The 23,313-nt window shown below is 62.8% G+C and carries 15 protein-coding genes; 5 read left to right on the top strand and 10 right to left on the bottom strand.

Annotated elements, in window-relative coordinates:
* Positions 1-59: 59 nt before the first annotated feature.
* On the bottom strand, positions 60-800 hold the full coding sequence (locus tag ACFMPD_RS02110) for a hypothetical protein (RefSeq protein ID WP_380991305.1): 741 nt from the start codon (positions 798-800) through the stop codon (positions 60-62).
* A gap of 220 nt (positions 801-1,020) precedes the next feature.
* On the opposite strand from ACFMPD_RS02110, the gene ACFMPD_RS02105 reads away from it, so the two are divergent.
* Together ACFMPD_RS02105 and ACFMPD_RS02100 are read left to right on the top strand one after the other, a co-directional pair.
* Positions 1,021-6,627 (top strand): hypothetical protein, encoded by a 5,607-nt coding sequence (locus ACFMPD_RS02105; RefSeq protein WP_380991302.1) that lies wholly within the window; start codon positions 1,021-1,023, stop codon positions 6,625-6,627.
* Positions 6,628-7,018: 391 nt separating this feature from the next.
* Positions 7,019-8,704 carry a Na/Pi cotransporter family protein gene (locus ACFMPD_RS02100; protein WP_380991299.1) on the top strand — a complete coding sequence of 562 codons (1,686 nt, stop codon included), beginning with the start codon at positions 7,019-7,021 and terminating at the stop codon, positions 8,702-8,704.
* Positions 8,705-8,726: 22 nt separating this feature from the next.
* Here the strand turns inward: ACFMPD_RS02100 and rpoD are convergent, their stop codons facing one another.
* From rpoD to ACFMPD_RS02065, 7 genes are all read right to left on the bottom strand, one after another.
* Entirely contained in the window at positions 8,727-10,709 is a 1,983-nt protein-coding gene (gene rpoD / locus ACFMPD_RS02095; protein WP_380991296.1) for an RNA polymerase sigma factor RpoD, read from the bottom strand.
* Between the two features lie 124 nt (positions 10,710-10,833).
* Positions 10,834-12,774 (bottom strand): DNA primase, encoded by a 1,941-nt coding sequence (gene dnaG, locus ACFMPD_RS02090; protein ID WP_380991293.1) that lies wholly within the window; start codon positions 12,772-12,774, stop codon positions 10,834-10,836.
* 1 nt (position 12,775) lies between these two features.
* Positions 12,776-13,111 (bottom strand): hypothetical protein, encoded by a 336-nt coding sequence (locus tag ACFMPD_RS02085; protein ID WP_380991290.1) that lies wholly within the window; start codon positions 13,109-13,111, stop codon positions 12,776-12,778.
* 36 nt (positions 13,112-13,147) lie between these two features.
* Positions 13,148-13,693, bottom strand: coding sequence for a sarcosine oxidase subunit gamma (locus ACFMPD_RS02080; protein WP_380991287.1), 546 nt, complete (start codon positions 13,691-13,693; stop codon positions 13,148-13,150).
* Positions 13,686-16,622, bottom strand: coding sequence for a sarcosine oxidase subunit alpha family protein (locus ACFMPD_RS02075; RefSeq protein ID WP_380991285.1), 2,937 nt, complete (start codon positions 16,620-16,622; stop codon positions 13,686-13,688). Before ACFMPD_RS02075 ends, ACFMPD_RS02080 begins: the two co-directional genes overlap by 8 nt.
* Positions 16,619-16,894, bottom strand: a complete 276-nt coding sequence (locus ACFMPD_RS02070) for a sarcosine oxidase subunit delta (RefSeq protein ID WP_380991282.1) — start codon at positions 16,892-16,894, stop codon at positions 16,619-16,621. The genes ACFMPD_RS02075 and ACFMPD_RS02070 overlap by 4 nt, the downstream gene beginning before the upstream one ends.
* 67 nt (positions 16,895-16,961) lie before the next feature.
* Complete coding sequence (locus ACFMPD_RS02065; RefSeq protein WP_380991279.1) at positions 16,962-18,215, bottom strand: sarcosine oxidase subunit beta family protein; 1,254 nt, start codon at positions 18,213-18,215, stop codon at positions 16,962-16,964.
* Between the two features lie 222 nt (positions 18,216-18,437).
* Between ACFMPD_RS02065 and ACFMPD_RS02060 the strand changes: the two genes are divergently transcribed.
* Complete coding sequence (locus ACFMPD_RS02060; protein WP_380991276.1) at positions 18,438-19,253, top strand: CE1 family esterase; 816 nt, start codon at positions 18,438-18,440, stop codon at positions 19,251-19,253.
* Positions 19,254-19,333: 80 nt separating this feature from the next.
* On the opposite strand, the gene ACFMPD_RS02055 is transcribed toward ACFMPD_RS02060, so the two are convergent.
* On the bottom strand, positions 19,334-20,764 hold the full coding sequence (locus ACFMPD_RS02055) for a Glu/Leu/Phe/Val family dehydrogenase (RefSeq protein ID WP_380991273.1): 1,431 nt from the start codon (positions 20,762-20,764) through the stop codon (positions 19,334-19,336).
* 90 nt (positions 20,765-20,854) lie between these two features.
* Positions 20,855-21,037: a hypothetical protein gene (locus ACFMPD_RS02050; RefSeq protein ID WP_380991270.1), complete on the bottom strand. Its 183-nt coding sequence runs from the start codon at positions 21,035-21,037 to the stop codon at positions 20,855-20,857.
* A 159-nt stretch (positions 21,038-21,196) separates the two neighbouring features.
* Here ACFMPD_RS02050 and ACFMPD_RS02045 point away from each other — a divergent pair, with 159 nt between their 5' ends.
* Both ACFMPD_RS02045 and ACFMPD_RS02040 read left to right on the top strand, forming a co-directional pair.
* Positions 21,197-22,774, top strand: coding sequence for a pilus assembly protein TadG-related protein (locus ACFMPD_RS02045; RefSeq protein WP_380991267.1), 1,578 nt, complete (start codon positions 21,197-21,199; stop codon positions 22,772-22,774).
* Positions 22,771-23,310: a TadE/TadG family type IV pilus assembly protein gene (locus ACFMPD_RS02040; RefSeq protein ID WP_380991264.1), complete on the top strand. Its 540-nt coding sequence runs from the start codon at positions 22,771-22,773 to the stop codon at positions 23,308-23,310. Before ACFMPD_RS02045 ends, ACFMPD_RS02040 begins: the two co-directional genes overlap by 4 nt.
* Positions 23,311-23,313: the final 3 nt, after the last annotated feature.

Raw genomic sequence — 23,313 nt, 5'->3', positions numbered from 1 at the left:
CCCGGGCGCCCTTGCGCCCTGCCCCGCTCATCCCTGTCCGCCGGACCGGACAGACCGTCTCAGCGCCGAATCGTCGCGACGCTTGACCTGACGGTCTTCAACGCGTCGCCGACGGGTCCGATGATGTCCACAGGGATGTCAAACGGATTGACCTCGCAATTCCCCAGCGCTGCCAGATTATCCTTGAGGAATGCGGTCCCGGCGTCGATTTCGGTGTTGACCTGATCGGTCGCCTGCACCGCAGCATCGAGATTGCCGGCCTCCAGCGCCCGCGCGACCCCATCCAGGGCCGCATTCAACGCATCCGGGATATCGTTGATCAGCCTGTCGATGGTCGCCGCGATGTCGCGCAGTTGCGGGTCGTCTTCCGACTTCAGCCGCGCGGTCAGCGCCGACAGCCCGTCGATCGAGCGCATCCGTTCGGTCTGCCATCGGCTTTGCGCCAGTTCGATTGCGCCGGCCATCCTGGCCACCAGCCCCTCGGGGATCTCGGCCGCCGCCTTTTCGGTACGGGCGGCGGTCTGAATGCGGGCGATTTCCTTGCTGCAGGCGTCATAGAACTGCATGGCGCGCGCCGTGTCGCCCGCTTTTGCGGCCGCCCTGCCAGCGTCCAGCCCCGCCTGCAACCGCGCCCGTTCGGCATCGCTGGCGGCGCTCAGCCCGGCGATGTCGCTGCCGATGGTTCCGGCATATTCGGACAGCGCGACACCATCCTGGTCACCGGCAGGGGCGCCCTCGGGCGGCCAGCGCACCCCCAGGAAGGTGGTCAGAAACGTCGCCTGGGTCTCTGTCAATGACATGCGTGATCCACCATTGTCGCGAATTGGATTGCCCCGGCCCGACCGCCTGCGGAAACAAAGCAACACCCATATCTAAACGGCAGATCCTGATCATTTCAACCGTCCCGGGCATGCCGACAGGCGCACGAAGAATTTGACATGAGCAAAGCCGGCGGTGTTTCAAATCAGTCAGCGACTGGTACAGTGATCGGTGTCGACTTTCGGCAAAGGCGAGGTCCTGATGCGCGATCTGGAAAAAATTCGAGCCTGGAAACGCCTGTGGGGCTATGACGATCTGGCGGTGCGACCGGGCGGCAAGCTCAAAACCATGGGCGATCCGTCGGCGATGCTGCGTGCCATGGCCGACGAGGACGCAAAGACTGCCGAGACCGAAGAGGATCTCGCCCGCGTCGCCAAACTGCGCGCCAAGGCAGACCAGATCGACGCGCTGAAATACGATCCGATGTCGGCACCGCTGGCACAATCGATCCAGAACCGTGTCCGCGACCGGCGCGCCGCCGATGCCAGCGCCACGCGCGATCAGGTCACCCGCGCGTTCTATTCGGTGGAACGTCAGGCAGAGCTGACAGAGCTGATCTTTGGCAAGCCAAAGGGCAAGAAAAACAAGTCATCCCATCTGCTGATCGAAGCCTTTGCGATGCGCACCATCGCCGACCGGGATGAATTGAAGGCGGATGACCCGCATGCCGGCCTGCGCCTGTACAACCCCTATAACGCCGCCTATCAGCGCGGAGATACATCCGGGCAATACAAGACCGACCTCAAGAACCTCTATGACGAAAAATGCCAGGCACATGCCCAGACCAAGAAGGACTTCGCCAGATACACGGACATCGTCGCCAGCACCAAAGAAGAGATCTTGGCGCTTGAACGGCAGATCCAGGAAGCCAAGAAGGCACCGACCAAACCGGGCAGCGAATCCGATGTCAGCGACACCGAACCAGTGGTGACGGCACCGGAAACCGGCGGCAAGAAGGCCCAGCAAAAGAAGAAAAAGAGCAAGCCCCCCAAGACCCCCGAGCAGTTGCTGGAGATCGCGCGAGGGAAACTGGCGGCGAACCAGGAAAAACTCGTTAAAGCCACCGAGGACATGAAACTGGTGCCAAAGGACAAGGATTACCCGCCCTTTGATTCCAAGTCCGTGTTCTTTGTCTCCTCCAAGTCCGTGGTCAAGCGGCTGAACAGCATCTATGGCCCGACCTGGAAAGACCCGAACCCCGACAAGGACCCGGCAGTCGAGTTCAAGCCAACCTATTTTCGCGAACTCGTCGAACTGGCGCCGGGGGTGCTGGCGCTGATCATGGACAAGGCCGACCTCAGCGACAAGGACGCCGAGAACTTTCAAACCCGTCTGCTGGACGGCACCGGCGCGATTCCCAGCAACAATGACGTTCTGCGCGCCAAGTATCCGGACAGCGCGGACCTGCTGACCAAAGGGCCGATGGACCCGGAACTGGATAACGGTTCGGCTCTGACCGGCATGGCCGACAATTCTGCCTGCCGCATGCTGGCCGCCATTCCCGGGGATCACCCGATGGCACAGCCGGCCAAGGCGGCGGCCAACATGGTCACGGGTCTGCGCGACGCGCTGGCCAAGACCTGCCCCGGATACGACGCAGAATCCGGCGCCGCCGCTGCGCTGGCCAAGGCGCCGGATCACCTGAAACAGAATGCGGTGCTGGGCTCGGCCCTGGCCAAGATCGACCGGCTGATGGACATGTTGTCCACCTATACCGAGGACGCCCCCCGGTTTTCGCGGTTCTTCGATCTGCTGGCCGACGAGGTCTATCTGGTGCTGGCGATCACCAAACCCTACAAGGAAAAGGACTTTCACGAGGCCACCAAGAAGATCTCGGAAAAACGCATTCCCGTGATCAAGGACCTGAAAGACGTGTCCTGCGAGACTTTCATGACCTCCAGCGGCATGGGGGCGATGTCGATGGCCATCGAATCCGCCTATGCGCTGACCGGGTCAAACAAGGTGAACGTGGTCGACCATCCCGGCACTTTCGGGGCCACCTATTTCGAGGTCGAACGGAACGTCATCGGTGCCGAAAGCCGGGTCGGGAGCGAGGGTGACAAGGACGTAGTCCCAACCGAGAAACCGCCCTTCACGCCGCCCGTGATCCTGGGCACGCTGAACCCGTCGACCCCGGTCAAGCGCAAGGACGAGGGCGAGGTCTGGACGGTCGAGATGCTGTACGCGCATATCGAAAAGGTCATGGCACCGATCCGCGACCAGCTGACCGACAAGCCTGCGGTCGCGATCATCGACATTACCGTCGAAAAGGACGGGTCCGAGGACGATCAGGACGTGAACATGCTGGTCAAGCTGTTTCGAGACGACGTCGAGCAGGGCAAACTGATGTTCATGCTGAACAAGAGCTATCAGAAATATCCCGCTCTGGGCGTTGGGAAAACCATGGCCGGCGGGCTGACCATCATCGGCACGGGCGATCCGGTGGATACCGTGATGACCGATGCCCTAGAAACGCAGCGCGCCGAAGGTCACATGGACCGCGAGGAAAACCAGCTGGTCATGCATTTCCTGACCCATGAGGACGACATCGAACGGCAGATGCTGGACCGGGCCGCCAAGAATGCCAGCTTTGTCAGTTCCTTCTTGCCCGAGGAAATTTCCGATCAGGCCGCCGAACGGCAGGCCTATGACGCAGGGCTGCCATTCGTGGTCTTGGACGATACGCCGGTGACCTTTGCCGGCAAGGGACGCGGCACAGAAGGCAAAAAGATGCAGTGGATATTCCACGGCATGGGTCTGGAAAACCGTATGAGTTTCGCGTTTCAAAACTCGGCCTGTCTGGGGATCGACCCGGGGCGGATGCGTCTGGCCATCGGGGTCGAACCCGAGGGCGAACTGATGGAAAAGATGTACTCCACGGTACGGCTGGCGGCACTGACACGCCCGGAAACCGAAGAGGAAGTACCGGGCAAGGACGGCAAAGAGGCCACAAAGGTAAAAAAGCCGGCCCCGGACCTTGTCACGCCCAAGGTGCTGACGGACATGGCCAGCGAAGCCATCGCCATCGCGGGCAAGGCCTTGCACGAGACGGTGTTCAGCGGCCTGGACGAGGACGCTCTGTCCACGCCCGCCGACCTGGGCGCCGTCGAAGAACTGCGCGCCGAACGCCAAAAGATAACGCAGTTGGCAGCCTGCGCCCAGCACGCCGGGACGGCGGGATCCGGACTGCCGACCGATGCGCTGAAAGTCTATCCCGAGGATCCGAACGATCAGGACCGCTGGCGGAATCTGGCGGTTCAACAGCTCGAAATCCATGCTGATCGTTTCACGAGCCTGCCCTTCATAGAGCGCGACGAAAACGGCGACGTGGTGATTCCGTTTGAACAGGCGCTGTGGCTGGAAGAAAGCGCGATCAATGAGGCGGCCAAGAAAAAGGACTACACGGGTGACAGGGACGCGGAAATCGCCGCTGTCTATGACGAAAAACACGTTGCCGATGTGATTGCGGCACAGCGCAAGGAACTGGACGAAAAAATCCAGGCGAAACTGGCCGAATTGAATGCGGATTTGACCAACGAGCAAAACGATAGGAAGCGACAGGCGCTAGCGGACGGCCTGAAAATCCTGCCCGAGGACAGTGCCCTGCGCGTTGATATCCAGATGGCATTGAACAAGTTCGACGAGAATCCCGATGTCAGCAAGGAACTGGACGCGCTGGCAAAAGAGGCGCGTGCCAGAGCCACCGAAGCCGAACGCAAGCTGGCCGAGGCCAATGGCGTGGCCCTGACCGGGTTGACGATCGGCGAAACCGGCGAATGGGAGTTGGCGGCAGAAGCCATCAAGGACATCAAACCGCCCACGACTCCCGAGATGGTCCTGGCCGGTAAGATCCGCGCCCTGCGCACTGGGCTGGACGACAAGGATGCGGATTTGCGCGGTGCCGTCTGCACTGAGGATATGGCAGCCAACAACGGCTGGCGGGAGACGACCGTCGGGCGATTGCTGAAGGCGGGACTGCTAAAGCCGGCCGACATCCTGCGCGGCGGCCCGGACGCCATGATCATCAAACCCTCGGACACCGAGTTGCAGGCAAAGCTGGCAGAGATCGCCAAGGTCCCGACCGATCAGATGAAGCTGATCGCCGCCATGCGCACCGACACGATTCAGGACAAGGCGCATGACCTGTCCACCACGCGCATACCCAAGGATCCGACGCAGACCGATCTGAACCTGCCGGATACCGGTGACGATGTGTGGCGCCGAACCGCCGCCCAACAGCTGATCAAGGCCGGGCTGTTGAAAGAGTACAATTTCAAGAAACCTGACGCCGAACTGGACGGCGCGCTGCGCAAAGGCCTGGAACAGCTGAAGGCGCAGCAACTGGAACAGCGCCGCTCCGACGCCCTGCAACTGATCCCCGCGGCCGAGCGCGGGACCGTCAGTGCTCTGCCACCCGCGAAACTGGACGCCGCCCTGGCAAAGGCTGTGGGTGAGGCAAAAGCCGCCTGGTTCAAAGAGGCGCAGGAAAACCTGCAAGGGCAACTGCCCGAAGCAGAGATGAAAGAGTTCCTGCAAAGCATTGAAGAAGCGACACAAAAACGCCAGAAATCCACGCAGGAAGCGGCTGAAAAACTGCTTTCCGAAAGCGGCGGCTCCGAGGTCGAGGACACCCGCCCGCTGGCCGAAAAGCTGACCGATCTGGAAGAAACCATTGCCCGTTCGGAAGGCAAGGGCCGCTTTGACAAGCTGCAGCAGATCGGGCGGTTGAAGACTAGGATTCAGGCCGTCGAGTCCGGAGCCGTGGCGGCGGACATGACGCGCATGAAACTGGCCGAACTGGAAGAGGCCAACAGCCTGCGTACCAAGGTCCGCGCCGGATGGGATGGCCCGGTGCCGGACAGCCTGCCGCCCGAGGCGGCGCATTTGCCCAATGCTGTCGCCTCCTGCGCCCTGATGCTGGCGATCGGATTCAAACGCGAGCCCGGCGATACCAAGACCGACCCGCCCGCCGATGCGGAATTCAACGCATTGATGGATCCGCTGATGGAGTGCGGGCTGGATCAGGTCAGCCCGGAATGCCGCGAAAGACTGCTGGTGCATCGCGCCGACGCGGCAATCCGCAGTCTTAGCGACGATCCCGAGGCGGGGCTTGCCAAGCTGGACGACTGCATCGCGGCGATGCCTTATCTCGAAGGGGTGGCCGATGTGGTCAACAATCCGGAGCTTTTCCACGCCATCGAACAGGGGCTGACACCGGAAAAGGTTGCCAAGATCGTGGCCATGGTGACCCAGCGGTTGGACATCACGGCCCATATCGACCTGCTGGAGCAATTGTTCGCCATGAAGGACAAAGACAGCGCCAACAAGGTTGCCAAGGCGGCAGCACAAGAAGCCATTCGCCGCCTATCGCGTTTCAACGACATCTATCGCAAGGAAAACCGCGACTATTACCTGGGCAAAGCCGCCAAGGTCGAACAAGCGATTGCCGCCGAGAAAGAGAAGAAGGCGAAACCCGAAGCCGAGGAACTCGATGTAAAGCCCGAGGCAGAAGATTTGCCAAAGAAAACGTCCGCCGAAGACAAACCTGTGAAACAGGAGGAGGACGTGAAACCCGAGGCATCCCAGGCAAAAGAAAAGCCGTTGGACCAGGACGCCCGGGCGCGCGAACGCCTGCCACCCAGTGCCGCACCCTTGGCCCCCGGTACACTGCAACAGACGACTGCCGGACCCGCCGATGTGAAACCGCCGGCCGGCATCCCCGGAATGTCATATCGCGACGGAGGCAAGCTGTTCGATCGGGCAAAAGATCTGCTGAGCAAGAACGAAATCCCGCATCAGCTCAAGTAGGTCGGGCACGCATTCCTATCGTCTGGTGTCTGAACGCGCAAAGGGGCAAACCCCGTGTGATCCAGAGCGGTCCCGGAATTTCGCGACCGGTTCCGGCCAATCCCGGCCGATCCCGTGCATTTTGTCAGAGCTTTCCGGGATATTCCGACGTAATCTTTGACAAATGTTGTTCGTCTTCGGTATCCCGAGGCGATCAGTGTCATGCGACGCGGATGCCGTGATTTCCGTCCGCGTGTCAATCTGCCCAAGGTTCCCCGGACGCGCCGGCCGAACCCAGCGTCCCTTTTGACCACCGGAGGCCCGCATGTTGCCGACCCGAAACGACGCGGCCTCTTGCCTCGCCCCAGTCAGTTCGTGGGCATCTTTGCGGCACCGGTCTGACAGCTGACCCATGGCAATTGTCAATTTCCTCATCAGCCTGGCTGGCGCGACGATGCTGCTGCTGTTTGCGGTGCGGATGGTGCGCACCGGGATCGAGCGCAGCTATGGCGCCTCGTTCCAGCGGCTGATGACGCGCCAACGCAGCGGCTTGCGCGCCAGCATGGTCGGGCTGGTTCTGGCCATCGTGCTGCAAAGCTCGGCCGCGGTGGCGTTGCTGGCTTCGGGCTTCGCCGCCGGGGGAATGGTGGCTTTCCCCGCTGGACTGGCCATCGTTCTGGGCGGCGATCTCGGTTCGGCGCTGATCATCCAGATCCTGTCCTTTGATCTGGACTGGCTGGTGCCGCTGCTGCTGACCGCCGGCGGATACCTTTTCGTCAAGGTCGAACAAAAGAAATGGCGGCAACTGGGCCGCATCCTGATGGGCATCGCCTTTATCCTGATTTCCCTGCGGTTTCTGCGTCAGGCGATGGAACCGATCCGGGACAGCGCCTTTCTGCCGGCCATCGCCGACTATCTGGCACAGGATTACATATCGGCTTTTCTGGTCGGCGCCGCGCTGGCCTTCGTCATGCATTCCTCGGTGGCGGCGATCCTGATGTGCGTAACGCTGGTGCAGATCGGCGCCCTGCCCTTTGCCGCCGGCCTGTCGCTGGTGCTGGGCGCCAATTTCGGCAGCGCCTGGATCCCGGTCTGGCTGACCCGAGGCATGGTCAACCCGGCAAGGCGCATTCCCGTGGCCAACCTGCTGCTGCGCGGCACCTGGGCGGTCGCGTCCCTGTTCGCGGCTAATCTGGCGCTGCGCGCGGGACTGCTGGGTGATCTGCAGGGCGGCCAGATGCTGGTCAATGCGCATCTGATCTTTAACGCTGCGCTGTTGGTGCTGGCCCTGCCCTTTTGCCACCTGTTGCAGGCGCCGATGCAGCATCTGCTGCCCGAACCGGCGCCCCAGACCCCGGATGCGGCCGCCGTCATCGAGCCGGTCAGCGTGCTGGACCCGCAGCAGATCGGCAGCCCGCAACAGGCCCTGTCCAGCCTGAAGCGCGAGTTGCTGCGCATGACCGACCTTGTGGAAAGCATGTTCCGCCCGGCGCTGGACCTGTACCAGTCGGGCGATCGTCACGCGATCCGGGCAGTGCGGGCGATGGATGAACAGGTCAACCAGAGCCTGTCGGGCATTCGCAGCTTTGTCGCGGCCCTGCCTCAGGACGACTTTGGCAAACAGAACCTCAAGACCGCGCGGGACCTGATGGAATACGCGATCCGCCTGGAAACCGCCGGCGATGTCGTCTCGAAACGTCTGACGGTTCTGGCCGAGGCAAAGCGGCGGCAACGTGTGGCCTTTAGCAAAGACGGCTGGTCAGAACTGGTGCATCTGCACGAAAGCATCCAGGCCAATCTGCGCCTGGCCAGCAACGTGCTGATCTCGGACGATCTGGAAAGCGCCCGCCTATTGAACGTGGAAAAAACCGAGTTCAAGCGCGCCGAGCGCGACAGCCGCAAACGGCATCTGCGGCGGCTGCAAAGCGGCAATTCCGACAGCTTCAAGACCAGTGACATCCACCTGGAAACCCTGCGCGCCCTGCGCGAGTTCAACAGCCATATCTCGGCTATCGCCTATCCGATCCTGTACCGGACCGGCCAGTTGCTGGAATCCCGCCTGATCGAAGACCTGCCCAAGGACGAGATCGCCGACTAGGCGGGCAGGCGCTATCTTTCGGCTATTGGTCCAGAAACGACCGCAGCTTGCGCGAGCGGCTGGGATGTTTCAGCTTGCGCAGCGCCTTGGCCTCGATCTGCCGGATGCGTTCGCGGGTGACGCTGAACTGCTGGCCGACCTCTTCCAGCGTGTGATCGGTGTTCATGCCGATACCAAAGCGCATCCGCAGCACCCGTTCTTCGCGCGGGGTCAGGCTGGCCAGAACCCGGGTCGTGGTTTCCTTGAGGTTCTCCTGAATGGCGCTGTCCAGGGGCAGCACCGCGTTCTTGTCCTCGATGAAATCGCCCAGCTGGCTGTCTTCCTCATCGCCGATGGGGGTCTCCAGCGAGATCGGTTCCTTGGCGATCTTCATCACCTTGCGGACCTTTTCCAGCGGCATCTGCAGCTTTTCGGCCAGTTCCTCGGGCGTCGGTTCGCGGCCGATCTCGTGCAGCATCTGGCGGCCGGTGCGCACCAGCTTGTTGATCGTTTCGATCATATGCACCGGAATACGAATGGTGCGCGCCTGGTCGGCGATCGACCGGGTGATCGCCTGACGGATCCACCACGTCGCATAGGTGCTGAATTTATACCCGCGACGGTATTCGAACTTGTCCACCGCCTTCATCAGGCCGATATTGCCTTCCTGAATGAGATCAAGGAATTGCAGGCCGCGGTTGGTGTATTTCTTGGCAATCGAGATGACCAGACGCAGGTTCGCCTCGACCATCTCCTTCTTGGCCTGCCGGGCCTCTTTCTCGCCCTTTTGCACCTGTTGAACGATGCGGCGGAATTCGCTGATGTCCAGACCGACATATTGCCCGACCTGCGCCATGTCGGCGCGCAGTCCCTCGACCTTTTCGGTCGAGCGTTCGATGAACATCTGCCAGCCACGGCCGGGCTTTTCCGCCATTTCCGCCAGCCAGTTGGGATCCAGTTCGCGACCGCGATATTCGCCGATGAATTCGCGCCGGTTGATCCGGGCCTGATCGGCCAGTTTGACCATGGCGCTGTCCAGCGACATGACCCGGCGGTTGATGCCGTAAAGCTGGTCGATCAGCGCCTCGATCCGGTTGTTGTGCAGATGCAGCCCGTTGACCAGCAACACGATTTCCGAGCGCAGCGCCTGATAGGTCACCTCGTTGGCCGCGCTGAACGATCCGTCCTCGTTCAGGGTCGCCGAGATCCGGCTGTCCTGCATCTCGCTGAGCTGGGCATAGTCGTTGCTGATGGTTTCCAGCGTGCTCAACACCTGGTCCTTCAGCGCCGCCTCCATGGCGGCCAGGCTCATGTTGGCCTGATCGTCCTCGTCGTCGTCATCGTCCTTGACGATCGGATTGCCATCGGCATCCAGTTCCGGCTTTTCCTCTTCGGCCGGCTTGGCGGCGGTGGCGTTGGCATCCACGACCGGCGCCTCGACCTCGCCATCTTCGTCCATCTGGTTGCCAAAGGTGGTTTCCAGATCGATGACGTCGCGCAGCAGGATGTCCTCGGACAGCAGTTCGTCATGCCAGATGGTGATCGCCTGAAAGGTCAGCGGGCTTTCGCACAGCCCGGCGATCATCGTGTTGCGGCCGGCCTCGATGCGCTTGGCGATGGCAATCTCGCCCTCGCGGCTCAACAGCTCGACGCTGCCCATCTCGCGCAGATACATGCGCACCGGATCGTCGGTGCGGTCCAACTTTTCGGTGGTGCCGCTGGACAGGGTGACTTCGCGCGCGGTGTCCGTCGTGGCGACCTCGGTCGAGCCTTTCTGCTCTTCCTCCTCGGCCTCTTCATCCTCGATGATGTTGATGCCCATTTCGGACAGCATCGACATCACGTCCTCGATCTGTTCGGAACTGACCTGATCCGGCGGCAGAACCTGGTTCAGCTGATCATAGGTGATGTACCCTTTTTCGCGGGCTTCGCCGATCATCTTCTTGACTGCGGCCTGGCTCATATCCAGGGAAATTTCAGCGTCCTGGTTGTCAGACTTGCGGTCATCGGTGTCTTTGGCGGCCATTCGGTGCTCCTGCAAGGGATGGGTCAAGGCAAGGGTGATTCGCTTGCTGCGAATCATTAGCGCGATCTGGTGATTCGGCCACCCGTTTACCTGCTTTTTGTTAGCGATTCTCTACCAATTCAAATCAACGTTGCGGCTTTGAGTGCCCGATCTGGTGCAACAGGGCGTCAAAACGCGCGCGCTCGTCCCGATTGATTCGCGCGCCGTTGTCGCCGGTGTCATACTGGGCCTTGTCCTTGTGTTCACTGCGCTGCGCCATATTGCGGGCCTGGGCGGCCTGCGACAGCCGCCAGGTCAGGGCCTCGTCCGCCACACCGCCCAGATCCTCGACGGCTTCGGCGATTTCGGCATCCAGCCCGTGCCGCGCCGACAGTTTCGCGAGTTCTTCGGCCAGAGTCATCCGTGCCAGGTCGACATCGCCGGGGTTGCGCATGCAGGGGCTGATGGCGACATGGCGAAGGGAAAACAGGTTTTCAAGGACCTGAGGGCCGATTTGTTCGGAGATCCGCTCCTTCAGCCCGCCGCTGTCGGCGTGCTGCAGGATCAGATCGCGCAGGCGCGCATGCTGCGGGTCGGAACAGCGCATGGTTTCCAACCCGCTTTCAAATTCGGCGATGACGGCGGGCGTGGCGATGGCCGAGGCAAGGACGACTGCCTGGCGCAAATGATCCTGGGCCTCTTCGTCCGCTGCCGCCAGCAACGAAGCGCGGGTCTCGGCCAGCGGGACGGCGGCAGCCTTTTGCCCGGGTGTCCACTTTTTGCCACCGCCCCTGCCCCGGCGCGGCGCGAACAGTTCCCACCGCAGAGCCTTGATTTCCTGCCCGTAATGGGCGCGGATCGAAGCGTCGCCAATCTGTTTGATCTTTTCGCGCAACGCCTTGTCCAGCATCGCCTTGCGCTCTGGGCTGTCGAAAACCCGCCCTTCGGTCTCGCGCCGCCACAACAGCTGAACCATCGGCAACGCCTTATCCAGCAGCCGCTGCATCGCCGCCGCCCCTTTGTCGCGGATCAGGTCGTCGGGATCCATTTTTTCCGGCATGATCGCAAAGCGCAGGGATTGGCCGGCCTGCAGCAGCGGCAGCGCCAGATCGATCAGACGCATCGCGGCATTCAATCCGGCCGCATCGCCGTCCAGCGCGATGATCGGCTCGGGCGCGATGCGCCACAGCATCTGCAGCTGGGTTTCGGTGATTGCCGTGCCCAGCGGCGCAACGGCGGCGGAAAAACCGCCCGCGTCCAGCGCGATCACATCCATGTATCCCTCGGCCACGATCAGGGGCTGTCCCTTGCCGGCGGCAGCGCGCGCCGGGCCGTGGTTGTACAGGCTGCGTCCCTTGTCGAACAGGTCGGTTTCCGGCGAGTTCAGATACTTGGCCTTGTCCTGCGGGTCCATCGCTCGGCCGCCAAAAGCAATGCAGCGCCCGCGCGCATCCCGGATCGGGAACATGATGCGGTTGCGAAAGGTGTCATAGGGCCGCCCGCCCTTGGTCGAGGGTTTGGCCAGACCGGCGGCCAGAATCAGGTCTTCGGCGACGCCCTTGCCGCGCAGGTGATCCCACATCGCCTGCCAGCCATCCGGCGCAAAACCGATTTCCCAGCGTTCCAGCCGGGCGTCGTCCAGCCGCCGCTGCCCGAGATAGGTGCGCGCCGCATCCGCCGCCCCGGTGCGCAGCTGCAGGCGATAGAACTGCACGGCCTGTTCCATGATGTCGGCCAGCTGACTGCGGCGGTCGGATTTCTGCTGGGCACCGGGATCGCGCGCCGGCATCGCCAGACCGGATTCGCGAGCCAGGATTTCAACCGCCTCCATAAAGCCGACATTCTCGGTTTCCCGCACGAAGGAAATGGCATCGCCCTTGGCGTGACAGCCAAAGCAGTAATAGAATCCCTTGCGGTCGTCGACGTGGAACGAGGCCGATTTTTCCTGGTGGAACGGACAGGGCGCCCACATGTCGCCCTTGCCCTGGTTCGATTTGCGGCTGTCCCAGATGACCTTGCGTCCCACCACCTGGGACAGGCTGGTGCGGCTGCGCAATTCATCCAGGAAACCGGGCGGCAGGGACATGTCAGTTCTTCAGGTTCTTCTGCATTTTCTGAATCTGGTCCCAGTTTTCGATGCATTGCGCGCGCAGCGACGCGCCCAGATCGTTCTTGCGCAGATCGCGCATCTTCTGGCTGTAGACGAATTGCGTCAGCTGCGGGATGGCGGCGCTGTAGTTGGCCGGCCAGGGCGGATTGCTGGCGGCAATGGTGGCGGCGACATCCGCCTCTTTCACCTTGTCCAGCCGGGCCTTTTGCACCGCACTCATGACCTGGCCCTGATAGCCACAGCTTTTCTCCTTGGATTCGGCGGCAAGAACGGGTGTCGCAAACAGACAGGTGACAAGCACAAGGCGGAACATCGGGACGTCTCCGGAATCAGTTGGGGTTGGCACAGACTAGCGGCGTGCGGCGACACCTTCCATCGCCGTTTTTAACTCGTGCACGGCCGTCGCCGCCATCGAGCGAAAAACCATGATCAGGAATGCCTGATCGTCCAGGCAGGTGATCGACGCCGCCATGTGCATCAGGGGCGCGCGTGCCGTGTGCCCCGGCAAGAACCGGTGCGAACGCAGATCCAGCGGCACCAGGCGGGCCAGCACATCGACAGCCCCCGGCCCGTGCAGCCGCATCGCGGCCCAGGCGTCGCTCTGATCGGTCAGGGCCGCGTGCCGTGACAGGCCGGGATCGGGCGCGTCCCCCAGCAGCATTGTCTGCCCCCGGCCGAACCAGATTGCCCGCGCGCGCCCGGAGACCGAGCTGCGGTTGATCTGGGGCAACCCCATGCCATGGGCCGCCATCAGCGCCTCGGACAGCGCCCCCTGGCGCCCGCGAAACGCCACGAGCGAGGTCAGTGTGCCGACCTCTTCCTGGCGAAGAACGATGCCCCCGATATCCAATGGCAACAGGCCCTTGCCGGGCGTTTCTGCTGTCAGATCACCCACGCGCCCGCCCCCCATCCGGATCGAAAAACACCGGGTGCACCACCTCGCACAGCGCATCCAACCCGCGCAGATGATCGACCAGGCGCACTGTCTGGCCATGCCGTGCCCGGCCGTTTCTGAGAAAGCCCAGCGCCAGCATGTGCCCCAGAGTCGGCGAAAACGCGACCGAGGTGACATAGCCCTGATCGTTCACCCGCTCTGGCGTATCGGCGGGGTCGAACAGATGCGCTCCGGCGTTCAACTGCCGGACCGCGCCGGTCGGTTTCAGACCGACCAGTTGTTCGCGATGCGCGCCGCTCAGCCCCGCGCGCTTGCTCATCGTCTTGCCGATACAGTCCTTTTTCGCCGACACCATGCCCGCCATGCCGATGTCGAATGCAGTGGTGCGGCCGTGGATTTCGGCATGGGTGACGAACCCTTTTTCGATGCGCAGGACATTCAGCGCCTCCATGCCGTAGGGTCCACCGCCCAGCGCCTCGGCGCGGCGAACAAGGAACCGGTACAGGCTGTCGCCATAACGCGCCGGTACCGCCAGTTCATAGGCGTGCTCGCCGGAAAACGAGATGCGGAACAAGCGGCCGGCCACGCCCTGAACCATGACCGGCCCGCAGGACATGAAGGGCCAGTCCGCGTCGCTCAACCGGTCCTGCAACACCCCGTTCAGCAACTCGCGCGACCGGGGACCGGCGACGGCGAACTGCGCCCATTGCTCGGTGACCGAGATCATCGCCACATCCAGATCGGGACGCAGGCATTGATGCACGAATTCCAGATGCCGCATCACCTGCCCCGCCGCCGCCGTGGTGGTGGTCATCAGGAAATGCTGGTCCCCCAGCCGTGCGGTGGTGCCGTCATCCATCACATGCCCGTCCTCACGCAGCATCAGCCCATAGCGCGCGCGCCCGGTTTTCAAGGTGCTGAAGGTGTTGGCATAGACGAAATCCAGAAACGCGGCGGCGTCCGGCCCCTGGATGTCGATCTTGCCCAGCGTGGACACGTCGCAGATGCCGACCGCCTTGCGCACCGTTTTCACCTCGCGGTCGCAGGACTGCCGCCAGTTGCTCTCGCCCGGCGCCGGGAAATAGCTGGGCCGATACCACAGCCCGGCCTCGATCATAGGCGCGCCGCGCGCGACGCTGGCGGCGTGGCTGGTGGTGAACCGCTGCGGCGCAAAACCCTTGCCCTGCGCCCCCGCCCCCATCGCCGCGATGGAAACCGGGGCAAAGGGCGGACGAAAGGTGGTGGTGCCGGTTTCCGGTATGCCGCGTCCGGTCGCATCCGCCAGCACCGCCAGAGCGGCAACGTTTGAATTCTTGCCCTGATCCGGAGCCATGCCTTGCGTCGTATAACGTTTCATGTGCTCGACCGAACGGAAATTCTCGGCCGCCGCTTGCTTTACGTCCTTGACGGTGACGTCGTTCTGAAAATCCAGCCAGGCCCGCCCGCGGCCCGGCACCGCCCAGAGCGGCGCGATGGCACAAGGCGCATCCTCGGCGCGCGGCACCGCGCTGTCGGGCACCTTCACCCCCAGAGCAACCAGAGCGTCGCTGGCGGCCTGAACGCCCTGGTACAGACAGGCGGCAGAGGAAAAGGCACCGTTGCAGGCCCCGGCCACATGCATGTTCGGCACAGCCCCCGGGGTCGGTACAAAGGCCTGAACGTCCGGGCGCCAGGTTGGACGGCCGTTTAGGTGACAGGTCAGATGCACGCTGGGATTCCAGCCGCCGGACATCGCCAGACAATCGGTGGCCAGCCTGTCCTCGCGGCCATCGCCGTACCGGATGGTGATGCTGTCCAGCCGCTGCCGCCCGCCACTGTCGCTGACCACCGCACCCTTGATGACCGGAACCCCGACGATATCCGGCGCATCATAGCGACTGTCGATCACGGCGGCGACATGCACCCCGGCGGCCAGCAGATCGCGGGCCGTGCGGTGGGAGTCGTTATTGTTGCCGAACACGGTGACGCGCCGCCCCGGTGCGACGCCCCAGCGATTGAGATAGGCGCGCACCGCGCCGGCGGTCATGATCCCCGGCCTGTCATTGTTGCGAAACGCCACCGGGCGTTCCAGCGCGCCTGCGGCCAGTACCGATTGTCTGGCGGTGATCCGCCAGAACGTTTCAAGCGGCAGGCCGGCAGGCCGCGCCGCGCGGTGATGTGCGACCCGCTCCAGCGCACCGAACACGCCCTGATCATAAGCGCCGGTCACGGTGGTGCGGGGCATCAGGCGCACATTGGTCATGCCCGCCAGTTCCGCCAGAACCCCGTCAGCCCAGAGCGACCCCGGCTGACCGTCGATCTCGCCGGTCTCGGCCAGCAGCCGCCCGCCCATGCGGCTGTCCTCGTCAGCCAGGATCACGTCTGCCCCGGCCCGGCCCGCCACCAGCGCCGCCATCAGACCCGCCGGCCCCGCGCCGATCACCAGTAGATCGCAATAGGCATAGGCGCGCTCGTACTTGTCTGGGTTGTGGGCACCCGACAGCGCGCCCAGCCCGGCGGCGCGGCGGATCACCGGCTCATAAAGCCGCTCCCAAAAGGCACGCGGCCACATGAAGGTCTTGTAATAGAACCCCGCCCCCAGAAACGGCGCCACCAGATCGTTGACCGCCATCAGGTCGGCTTCCAGCGTGGGCCAGCGGTTCTGGCTGTTGGCCGTCAGCCCCGGATACAGTTCCTGCACCGTCGCCCGCACATTCGGCTCGGCAGCGGCCCCGGTGCCGATGGTCATCAGCGCATTGGGCTCTTCGCTGCCCGCGGTCAGAACACCGCGCGGGCGATGGTACTTGAACGAACGCCCCATCAGCCGGACATCATTGGCCAAAAGCGCCGAGGCCAGCGTGTCGCCGGCAAACCCGGAATAGGCCGTGCCGTCAAAGGTAAAAGCCACCGGAGTCTGACGGTCGATCAGCCCCTTGTGCGCGACTCTCATGTCCCGCCCCCCGTCCCGGCATCCGATGCCAGCTCACAATGCAGAACCTCGTGCGTCACCGTATCGCGGGTGACAACGATCCAGGCTGTGCAGCCGGTCTCGTGAAACCATAGGTCGCGCGTCACCCCGGCGGGGTTGTCGCGCAGATGCAGATAGTCCTGCCAGGCCTCGTCGCCGGCATCCGGGGCCGGTCGATCCAGCGCCGCCGCCGCACCCTGATAGTAGAATTCGCGCCGGTCGCGCGAACCGCAGATCGGGCAAGGGATCCTCATTGCCGCCCCCTTGGGCCGTGCCCACCACCTGTTATCGCACCGCTGCTTTGCATCCCTGCCCCCAAAGCTAATGCAGATTGTGTTGAGAGCCGGTGCCCTCTTCGTCCATCAGACCGCGCCCGGTGCGGAACCTGTCCAGCCGGAACCGCGTCGCCGCGCCGTGCGGGCGGTCGGTGGCGATGAGATGGGCCAGGCAATGACCCGAAGCCGGCACGGCCTTGAACCCGCCATAGCACCAGCCGCAGTCGATATAGAGTCCTTCGGTGTCGGTCTTGTCGATGATCGGGCTGCCATCCGGTGTCATGTCCATGATGCCGCCCCAGCTGCGCAGCACCCGCGCCTTGCCGATCATCGGCATCAGGGTCATGCCGGCCTCCATCACATGCTCGACCATCGGCAGGTTGCCGCGCGCGGCATAGGAGGCGTAGAAATCCAGATCGCCGCCAAAGACCAGACCGCCCTTGTCGGACTGGCTGATATAGAAATGCCCCATGCCGAAACTGACCACATGGTCGATCACCGGTTTCAGACCCTCGGTGACGAAAGCCTGCAGCACATGGCTTTCGATCGGCAGGCGCAGCCCGGCCATCGCCGCCACCTGACCGGACCGGCCGGCGGTGACGATGGCAACCTTTTTGGCGCGGATCGCGCCGCGTGTGGTCTGAACGCCGGCGACCCGGCCGCCGGCGATGTCGATACCGGTCACCTCGCAATTCTGGATGATGTCGACCCCGCGTTGATCGGCCCCGCGCGCATAACCCCAGGCCACCGCATCGTGACGCGCGGTGCCACCGCGCGGGTGCAGCAGACCGCCATAAATGGGAAACCGGGTATTGTCGAAATCGAGATAGGGCAAATGCCGGCGCACGCCCTCGCGGTCCAGCAGGATCGCGTCGTCGCCCTGGTTGATCATCGCGTTGCCACGCCGCACGAAGGCATCGCGCTGCCCGTCGGAATGAAACAGGTTGATCAGCCCGCGCTGGGAATGCATGACGTTATAGTTCAGTTCGGCTTCCAGGCCTTCCCACAGTTTCAGCGAATGCGAGTAGAATTCCGAGTTGCCGGGCAGAAAATAGTTCGCCCGCACGATGGTCGTGTTCCGCCCGACATTGCCACCGCCGATATAGCCTTTTTCCAGCACCGCGACGTTGCGCAGACCATGTTCGGCAGCCAGGTAATAGGCGGTGCTCAGCCCGTGTCCGCCGCCGCCGATGATGACGATATCGTATTCGGATTTCGGCTCGGGATCGCGCCAATGCGGTGTCCAGCCCCGGTTGCCGGTCAGACCCTCTCTGAGAATCCGAAGCCCCGAAAAACGCATGTCCAGACTCCCCGCCCTGTCCGAACGGAGTGAAGCAATTCCGGTGGCCTCTGGCAATGGGTGACGCCCCTGCGAACCGGTACTTTTTTCGTTCAGCCCGGCGCGGGCGGACCGGTTTCCGCCCCGGCGCGCCGGATCATGCCAACGTGATCGACGCCGGCTTGCCCGGCGCAGGACAGATTGCCAGAGTCCGGACAGGCAACACATACGGGAGTTCTCGCATTGTCGCCATGCAAGCGCGCTTTCCTGGCGGCCTTTCTGACGGTCGCGCTGTCCCCCGACCCTGCCGCGGCCTGCGGTCCGGACAGCGATTGTCTGATCGGCACGCGCAGCTATCGCATCCGAATGCCTGACGGCGTGGCCAAAGAGCCGGTTCCGGCGCTGATATTCGCGCATGGCTACAAGGGCACGGCCGCCACCGTCATCGGCAATGCGCGGCTGACCCGGCTGGCAGGCGATCTGGGTGTCGCGCTGATCGCACCACAGGCGGTCGGGCAGGATTGGTCCATCGCCAACGCACCGTCCCCAGACCGGATGGCCGATATCGACGAGCCAGCCTATTTCGACGCCGTGATTGCCGATGCAACGCAACGGCTGCCCATTGATCCTGACAGGATCGTGGCGGCCGGATTCTCGTCGGGCGGGATGATGGTCTGGACGCTGGCCTGCGAACGGGGCGACCGCTATGCCGGTTTCATCGCGCTGTCGGGCACGTTCTGGGACCCGGTTCCTGACACCTGCCCCAGCCCTGCCGCGAGTCTGATCCACATTCACGGCACGGCGGACAGGGTGGTGCCTCCGGGCGGGCGCCCGATCAAGGATGCCCGCCAGGGCGATGTTGCCGCCGCGCTGTCAACCTATGCGCGGCACGGTCGGTACGGCCCGCCTCATTCGCATGAAATGGCGGGTCTGACCTGCCGGATCCGACGCAACGATGCGGGCACGACCCTCGGGTCTTGCCAGTTCGAGGGCGGCCACAGCTTTGACACCGCGCATATAGCCGCGGCCTGGCAACTGCTGATGGCCAGCGGCAGATAACGTGCCGGCGCCCGGGTCCCGGCGGCCCCCATCGGCAGAGGCGGCAGCCGGCCGGGATCGCACCGGCCGACCGGCGCGTGTTACAACCCCTTGGCGCGGTAGCTGGCCGCGACCTTCTGGATCGCCACCAGATAGGCTGCCGTGCGCAGATCGGTCACGTCCTCGCGGCCATGCCAGACCTCGCGCATCGACTGGTAGGCGATGCGCATCGTGTCATCCAGCCCCGAGCGCACCAGTTCCAGCTCATCGGCCCCGCGCAGGTACTTCTTCTTGAAGTCCGGCGTCATCGACCAGGCCTCGCCCAGATAGCGGTCGAGCCGCTCCAGCTCGTCCACCACCAGCTGGTGGCGGGCTTCTTCCTGACGGCGCTGCATGCGGCCAAAGCGGATATGGCTGAGATTCTTGACCCATTCGAAATAGGAAACAGTCACACCGCCGGCATTGGCATACATGTCCGGAATGATCACCGTACCCTTGGCGCGCAGGATGTCATCGGCACCGGCGGTGATCGGCCCGTTTGCCGCCTCGATGATCAGGGGCGCCTTGATCCGGTCGGCGTTGGTCAGGTTGATCACCCCTTCCAGCGCCGCCGGGATCAGGATGTCGCATTCTTCCTCCAGCACCGCCGACCCCTCGGCGGTATGGGCGGCATCCGGAAAGCCGGTCACGCCACCGCGCCCCTTGATCCAGTTATAGACCGCCTCGACGTCCAGCCCCTTGGGGTTGAACAGCGCGCCATCGCGCTCGATGATCCCGGTGATCAGGGCGCCGTCCTCCTGGGCCAGGAACTTGGCGGCGTGATAGCCCACATTGCCCAGCCCCTGCACGATGACGCGCTTTCCGTCCAGGCTGCCGGACATCCCGGCGGCCTGGATGTCTTCGGGATTGCGGAAGAATTCCTGCAACGCATATTGCACGCCACGGCCGGTCGCCTCTACCCGTCCCGAGATACCGCCGGCATTCAGCGGCTTGCCGGTGACGCAGGCCCGCGCGTTGATGTCGGTGGTGTTCATCCGGGCATACTGGTCGGCGATCCAGGCCATCTCGCGTTCGCCGGTGCCCATGTCGGGGGCCGGCACGTTCTGGCTGGGATGAATCAGATCGCGCTTGGCCAGTTCATAGGCGAAACGGCGGGTGATCTGTTCCAGCTCGTGTTCGTCATACTGGCGCGGATCGATCCGCAGCCCGCCCTTTGAGCCGCCAAAAGGGGCTTCGACCAGAGCACATTTGTAGGTCATCAGCGCCGCCAGCGCCTCGACCTCGTCCTGATGCACGCTGGATGCGAAACGAATACCTCCCTTGACCGGTTCCATATGTTCGGAATGGACCGAGCGGTATCCGGTAAAGGTCTGGATCTGGCCGCGCAGACGCACGCCGAACCGCACGGTGTAGGTTGCGTTGCAGACCCTGATCTTTTCTTCCAGCCCCGGCGGCAGGTCCATCAGGGCCACGGCGCGGTTGAACATCAAATCCACGCTTTCGCGGAAGGTGGGCTCGTGCTTGAGGGTCATTTGCGCTCCTTACATATGTTGCAGCGACTCAGCATCAGTTTCTATCTGTCCGTCAGACTATGACGAGATACCTAAGTTGTGCGACTTTTTTCATCCCGAGACGCCGATTTCGCCTTTTTCCGCAGCTTTTCCGGCCACGTACCGGATGTCGCCAATCCGGTAACAGTCCGGTCCGACGGCCCGTTTCGTCGCGCGGATTTTGGCCATTTCCCATGGATTCGAACCGATTTCGCCCAATTTCGGACATGTTTTCAGAGCATTCAGGTCCGGCATCAATGTATCCGAAGGCCAGAAAACCAGAGCTGGCAAACGAGGTGACCCATGTTTCTGCACCAAGGACAGACAAAGACCCGAGACCGATACGCTCCGGTTCCGCCCTTGCGTGACGGCGCCGGTTTCCTGCGCAGGTTCTGTCGCGATGAAGACGGTGCCATGCTGGTTTTCGCGGTCTACACCTTTCTGATCATCCTCATGGTCGGCGGAATCGGCATCGACCTGATGCGTTTTGAACGCGACCGCTCGCGCTTGCAATACACGCTGGATCGCGCGGTGCTGGCTGCCGCCGACCTGGACCAGCCGATGCAACCCGAAGCGGTGGTGCAGGATTATTTTGCCAAGTCCGGGCTGGGCGATTATCTGGCCTCGGTCTCGGTCGATCAGGGCACCGGCTATCGCGTCGTCTCGGCCACGGCCAGTGCCGACGTCAAGACCCAGTTCATGCACATGAACGGCGTCGACACCCTGACCGCTCCGGCGGTGGGAACCGCCGAAGAACGCATCGACGGGGTGGAAATCTCGCTGGTACTGGACGTTTCCGGGTCGATGAACAGCAACAGCCGCCTGCCCAACCTGATCGTCGCCGCCCGCGATTTCGTCGACACCATGGACAACAACAGCGTCGATGGCGATCTGTCGATCTCAATCATTCCCTACGCTACTCAGGTGTCGGTGCCGGACGGGCTGATGGCCGAATTCAACGTCTCGACCGAACATGACTATTCCAATTGCATCAACTTTCAGAGCGCCGATTTCGACACCCCGTCCATGTCCTCGACCCAGGCCTATCAGCGGACCATGCATTTCGATCCCTGGAAGGACTATGACGGCATGGACAACAACCCCAAGGTGCTGATGGGCGACACCAGCAGTACGCTGCCGGTCTGCGAGGCGATGTCGGGCCGCGAAGTCCTGGTTTTGCAAAAGGACACGACCGTGCTGAAGAATTACATCAGCAATCTGACCGCCCGCGGCAACACCTCGATCGATGTGGGCATGAAATGGGGCACGGCCCTGCTGGATCCCAGCCTGCGCCCGGCCATCAACGCGATGATCGGCGACGGCATCGTGCCCGCCGATTTTGCCGCCAGACCTGGCAACTACAATGACGGCGATACGCTGAAAGTCATCGTGCTGATGACCGACGGTCAGAATACGTCGCAATACTATATCAATGACGGTTTCCGCGAAGGTCCGTCGGACCTGTGGTTCAACGATCAGGAAGACCGCTGGTCAGTCTATTACCCGCCCTATGACGCCTATTACTGGCCGCATAACGACCAATGGGCCGATCATCCCTATGGTCAGGACGGCATGGGCTGCGTCGGCGACAGCGTCGCCAGCTGGTCCTGCAGCAATCGGACCGAGGACGGCACGGCCGAGAATGTCGATTATCCGGACCTGTGGGCCTATGTTTCGCTCAAGGCCAATGTCAAACGCCGCTATTACCCGTTCATGAACGACAGCACGGCTTATAGCCAGTGGTATTACGACGTGCGCAACTATGTGAACTCGACGATCAAGAATGCCCGCACAAAGGCTATTTGCGATACCGCCAAAGATCAGCAGATCATCGTCTTTACCATCGGATTCGAAGCTCCGGACGGCGGTCAGGCAGTGCTCAAGGACTGCGCCAGCTCGGACGCGCATTATTTTGACGTCGACGGTCTGGAAATCACCGATGCCTTCGCCTCGATCGCATCCTCGATCCGCAAGCTGAGGCTGACCCAATGATCCGAACCCTGATGTCCAAGGCCAAGCGGTTTGCCGGCTGTGAAAACGGCAACGCTACGGTTGAATTCGCCATCACCTTTCCGGCAATGATGATGTTCCTGCTGACGGGCATCGAACTGGGAATGGTGACCCTGTATCACTCGGGTCTCGAGCGGGCGATGGACCTGACGGTGCGCGATATCCGGCTCAGCACCGGGTCGGCGCCGCAACACGATCAGATCAAGGACCTCATCTGTCAGCGCGCCGGGTTCATCCACAATTGTGGTGATAACCTGAAACTGGAAATGGTCCAGGTCGATCCCCGTGCCTGGGTCGGCATTTCCGAATACGCAACCTGCTCGGACGCTTCCAAGGAGGTGCAGCCCAAGACCACCTTCAAGAATGATGCCGCAGACAACGAACTGATGATCCTGCGGGCCTGCGCCAAGATCGATCCGGTCTTTCCGACGACCGGATTGGGCAAGAACATCCAGAAGGACGGAGCCGGTCAATACGCCCTGGTCTCGACCTCTGTCTTCGTTCAGGAACCGAGGTAAACG

The sequence above is a fragment of the Sedimentitalea sediminis genome (genome assembly GCF_042687825.1).
Lineage (GTDB): Bacteria > Pseudomonadota > Alphaproteobacteria > Rhodobacterales > Rhodobacteraceae > Sedimentitalea.
Note: the sequence above shows the minus strand (reverse complement) of the source record. Positions and strands in the feature narration are given on the sequence as shown.

Excerpts from the sequence above, each read along its gene's own strand:
- ACFMPD_RS02110 (WP_380991305.1), bottom strand. The coding sequence starts at position 800 with ATGTCATTGACAGAGACCCAGGCGACGTTTCTGACCACCTTCCTGGGG.
- ACFMPD_RS02105 (WP_380991302.1), top strand. The coding sequence starts at position 1,021 with ATGCGCGATCTGGAAAAAATTCGAGCCTGGAAACGCCTGTGGGGCTAT.
- ACFMPD_RS02100 (WP_380991299.1), top strand. The coding sequence starts at position 7,019 with ATGGCAATTGTCAATTTCCTCATCAGCCTGGCTGGCGCGACGATGCTG.
- rpoD (WP_380991296.1), bottom strand. The coding sequence starts at position 10,709 with ATGGCCGCCAAAGACACCGATGACCGCAAGTCTGACAACCAGGACGCT.
- dnaG (WP_380991293.1), bottom strand. The coding sequence starts at position 12,774 with ATGTCCCTGCCGCCCGGTTTCCTGGATGAATTGCGCAGCCGCACCAGC.
- ACFMPD_RS02085 (WP_380991290.1), bottom strand. The coding sequence starts at position 13,111 with ATGTTCCGCCTTGTGCTTGTCACCTGTCTGTTTGCGACACCCGTTCTT.
- ACFMPD_RS02075 (WP_380991285.1), bottom strand. The coding sequence starts at position 16,622 with ATGAGAGTCGCGCACAAGGGGCTGATCGACCGTCAGACTCCGGTGGCT.
- ACFMPD_RS02070 (WP_380991282.1), bottom strand. The coding sequence starts at position 16,894 with ATGAGGATCCCTTGCCCGATCTGCGGTTCGCGCGACCGGCGCGAATTC.
- ACFMPD_RS02065 (WP_380991279.1), bottom strand. The coding sequence starts at position 18,215 with ATGCGTTTTTCGGGGCTTCGGATTCTCAGAGAGGGTCTGACCGGCAAC.
- ACFMPD_RS02055 (WP_380991273.1), bottom strand. The coding sequence starts at position 20,764 with ATGACCCTCAAGCACGAGCCCACCTTCCGCGAAAGCGTGGATTTGATG.
- ACFMPD_RS02050 (WP_380991270.1), bottom strand. The coding sequence starts at position 21,037 with ATGCCGGACCTGAATGCTCTGAAAACATGTCCGAAATTGGGCGAAATC.
- ACFMPD_RS02045 (WP_380991267.1), top strand. The coding sequence starts at position 21,197 with ATGCTGGTTTTCGCGGTCTACACCTTTCTGATCATCCTCATGGTCGGC.
- ACFMPD_RS02040 (WP_380991264.1), top strand. The coding sequence starts at position 22,771 with ATGATCCGAACCCTGATGTCCAAGGCCAAGCGGTTTGCCGGCTGTGAA.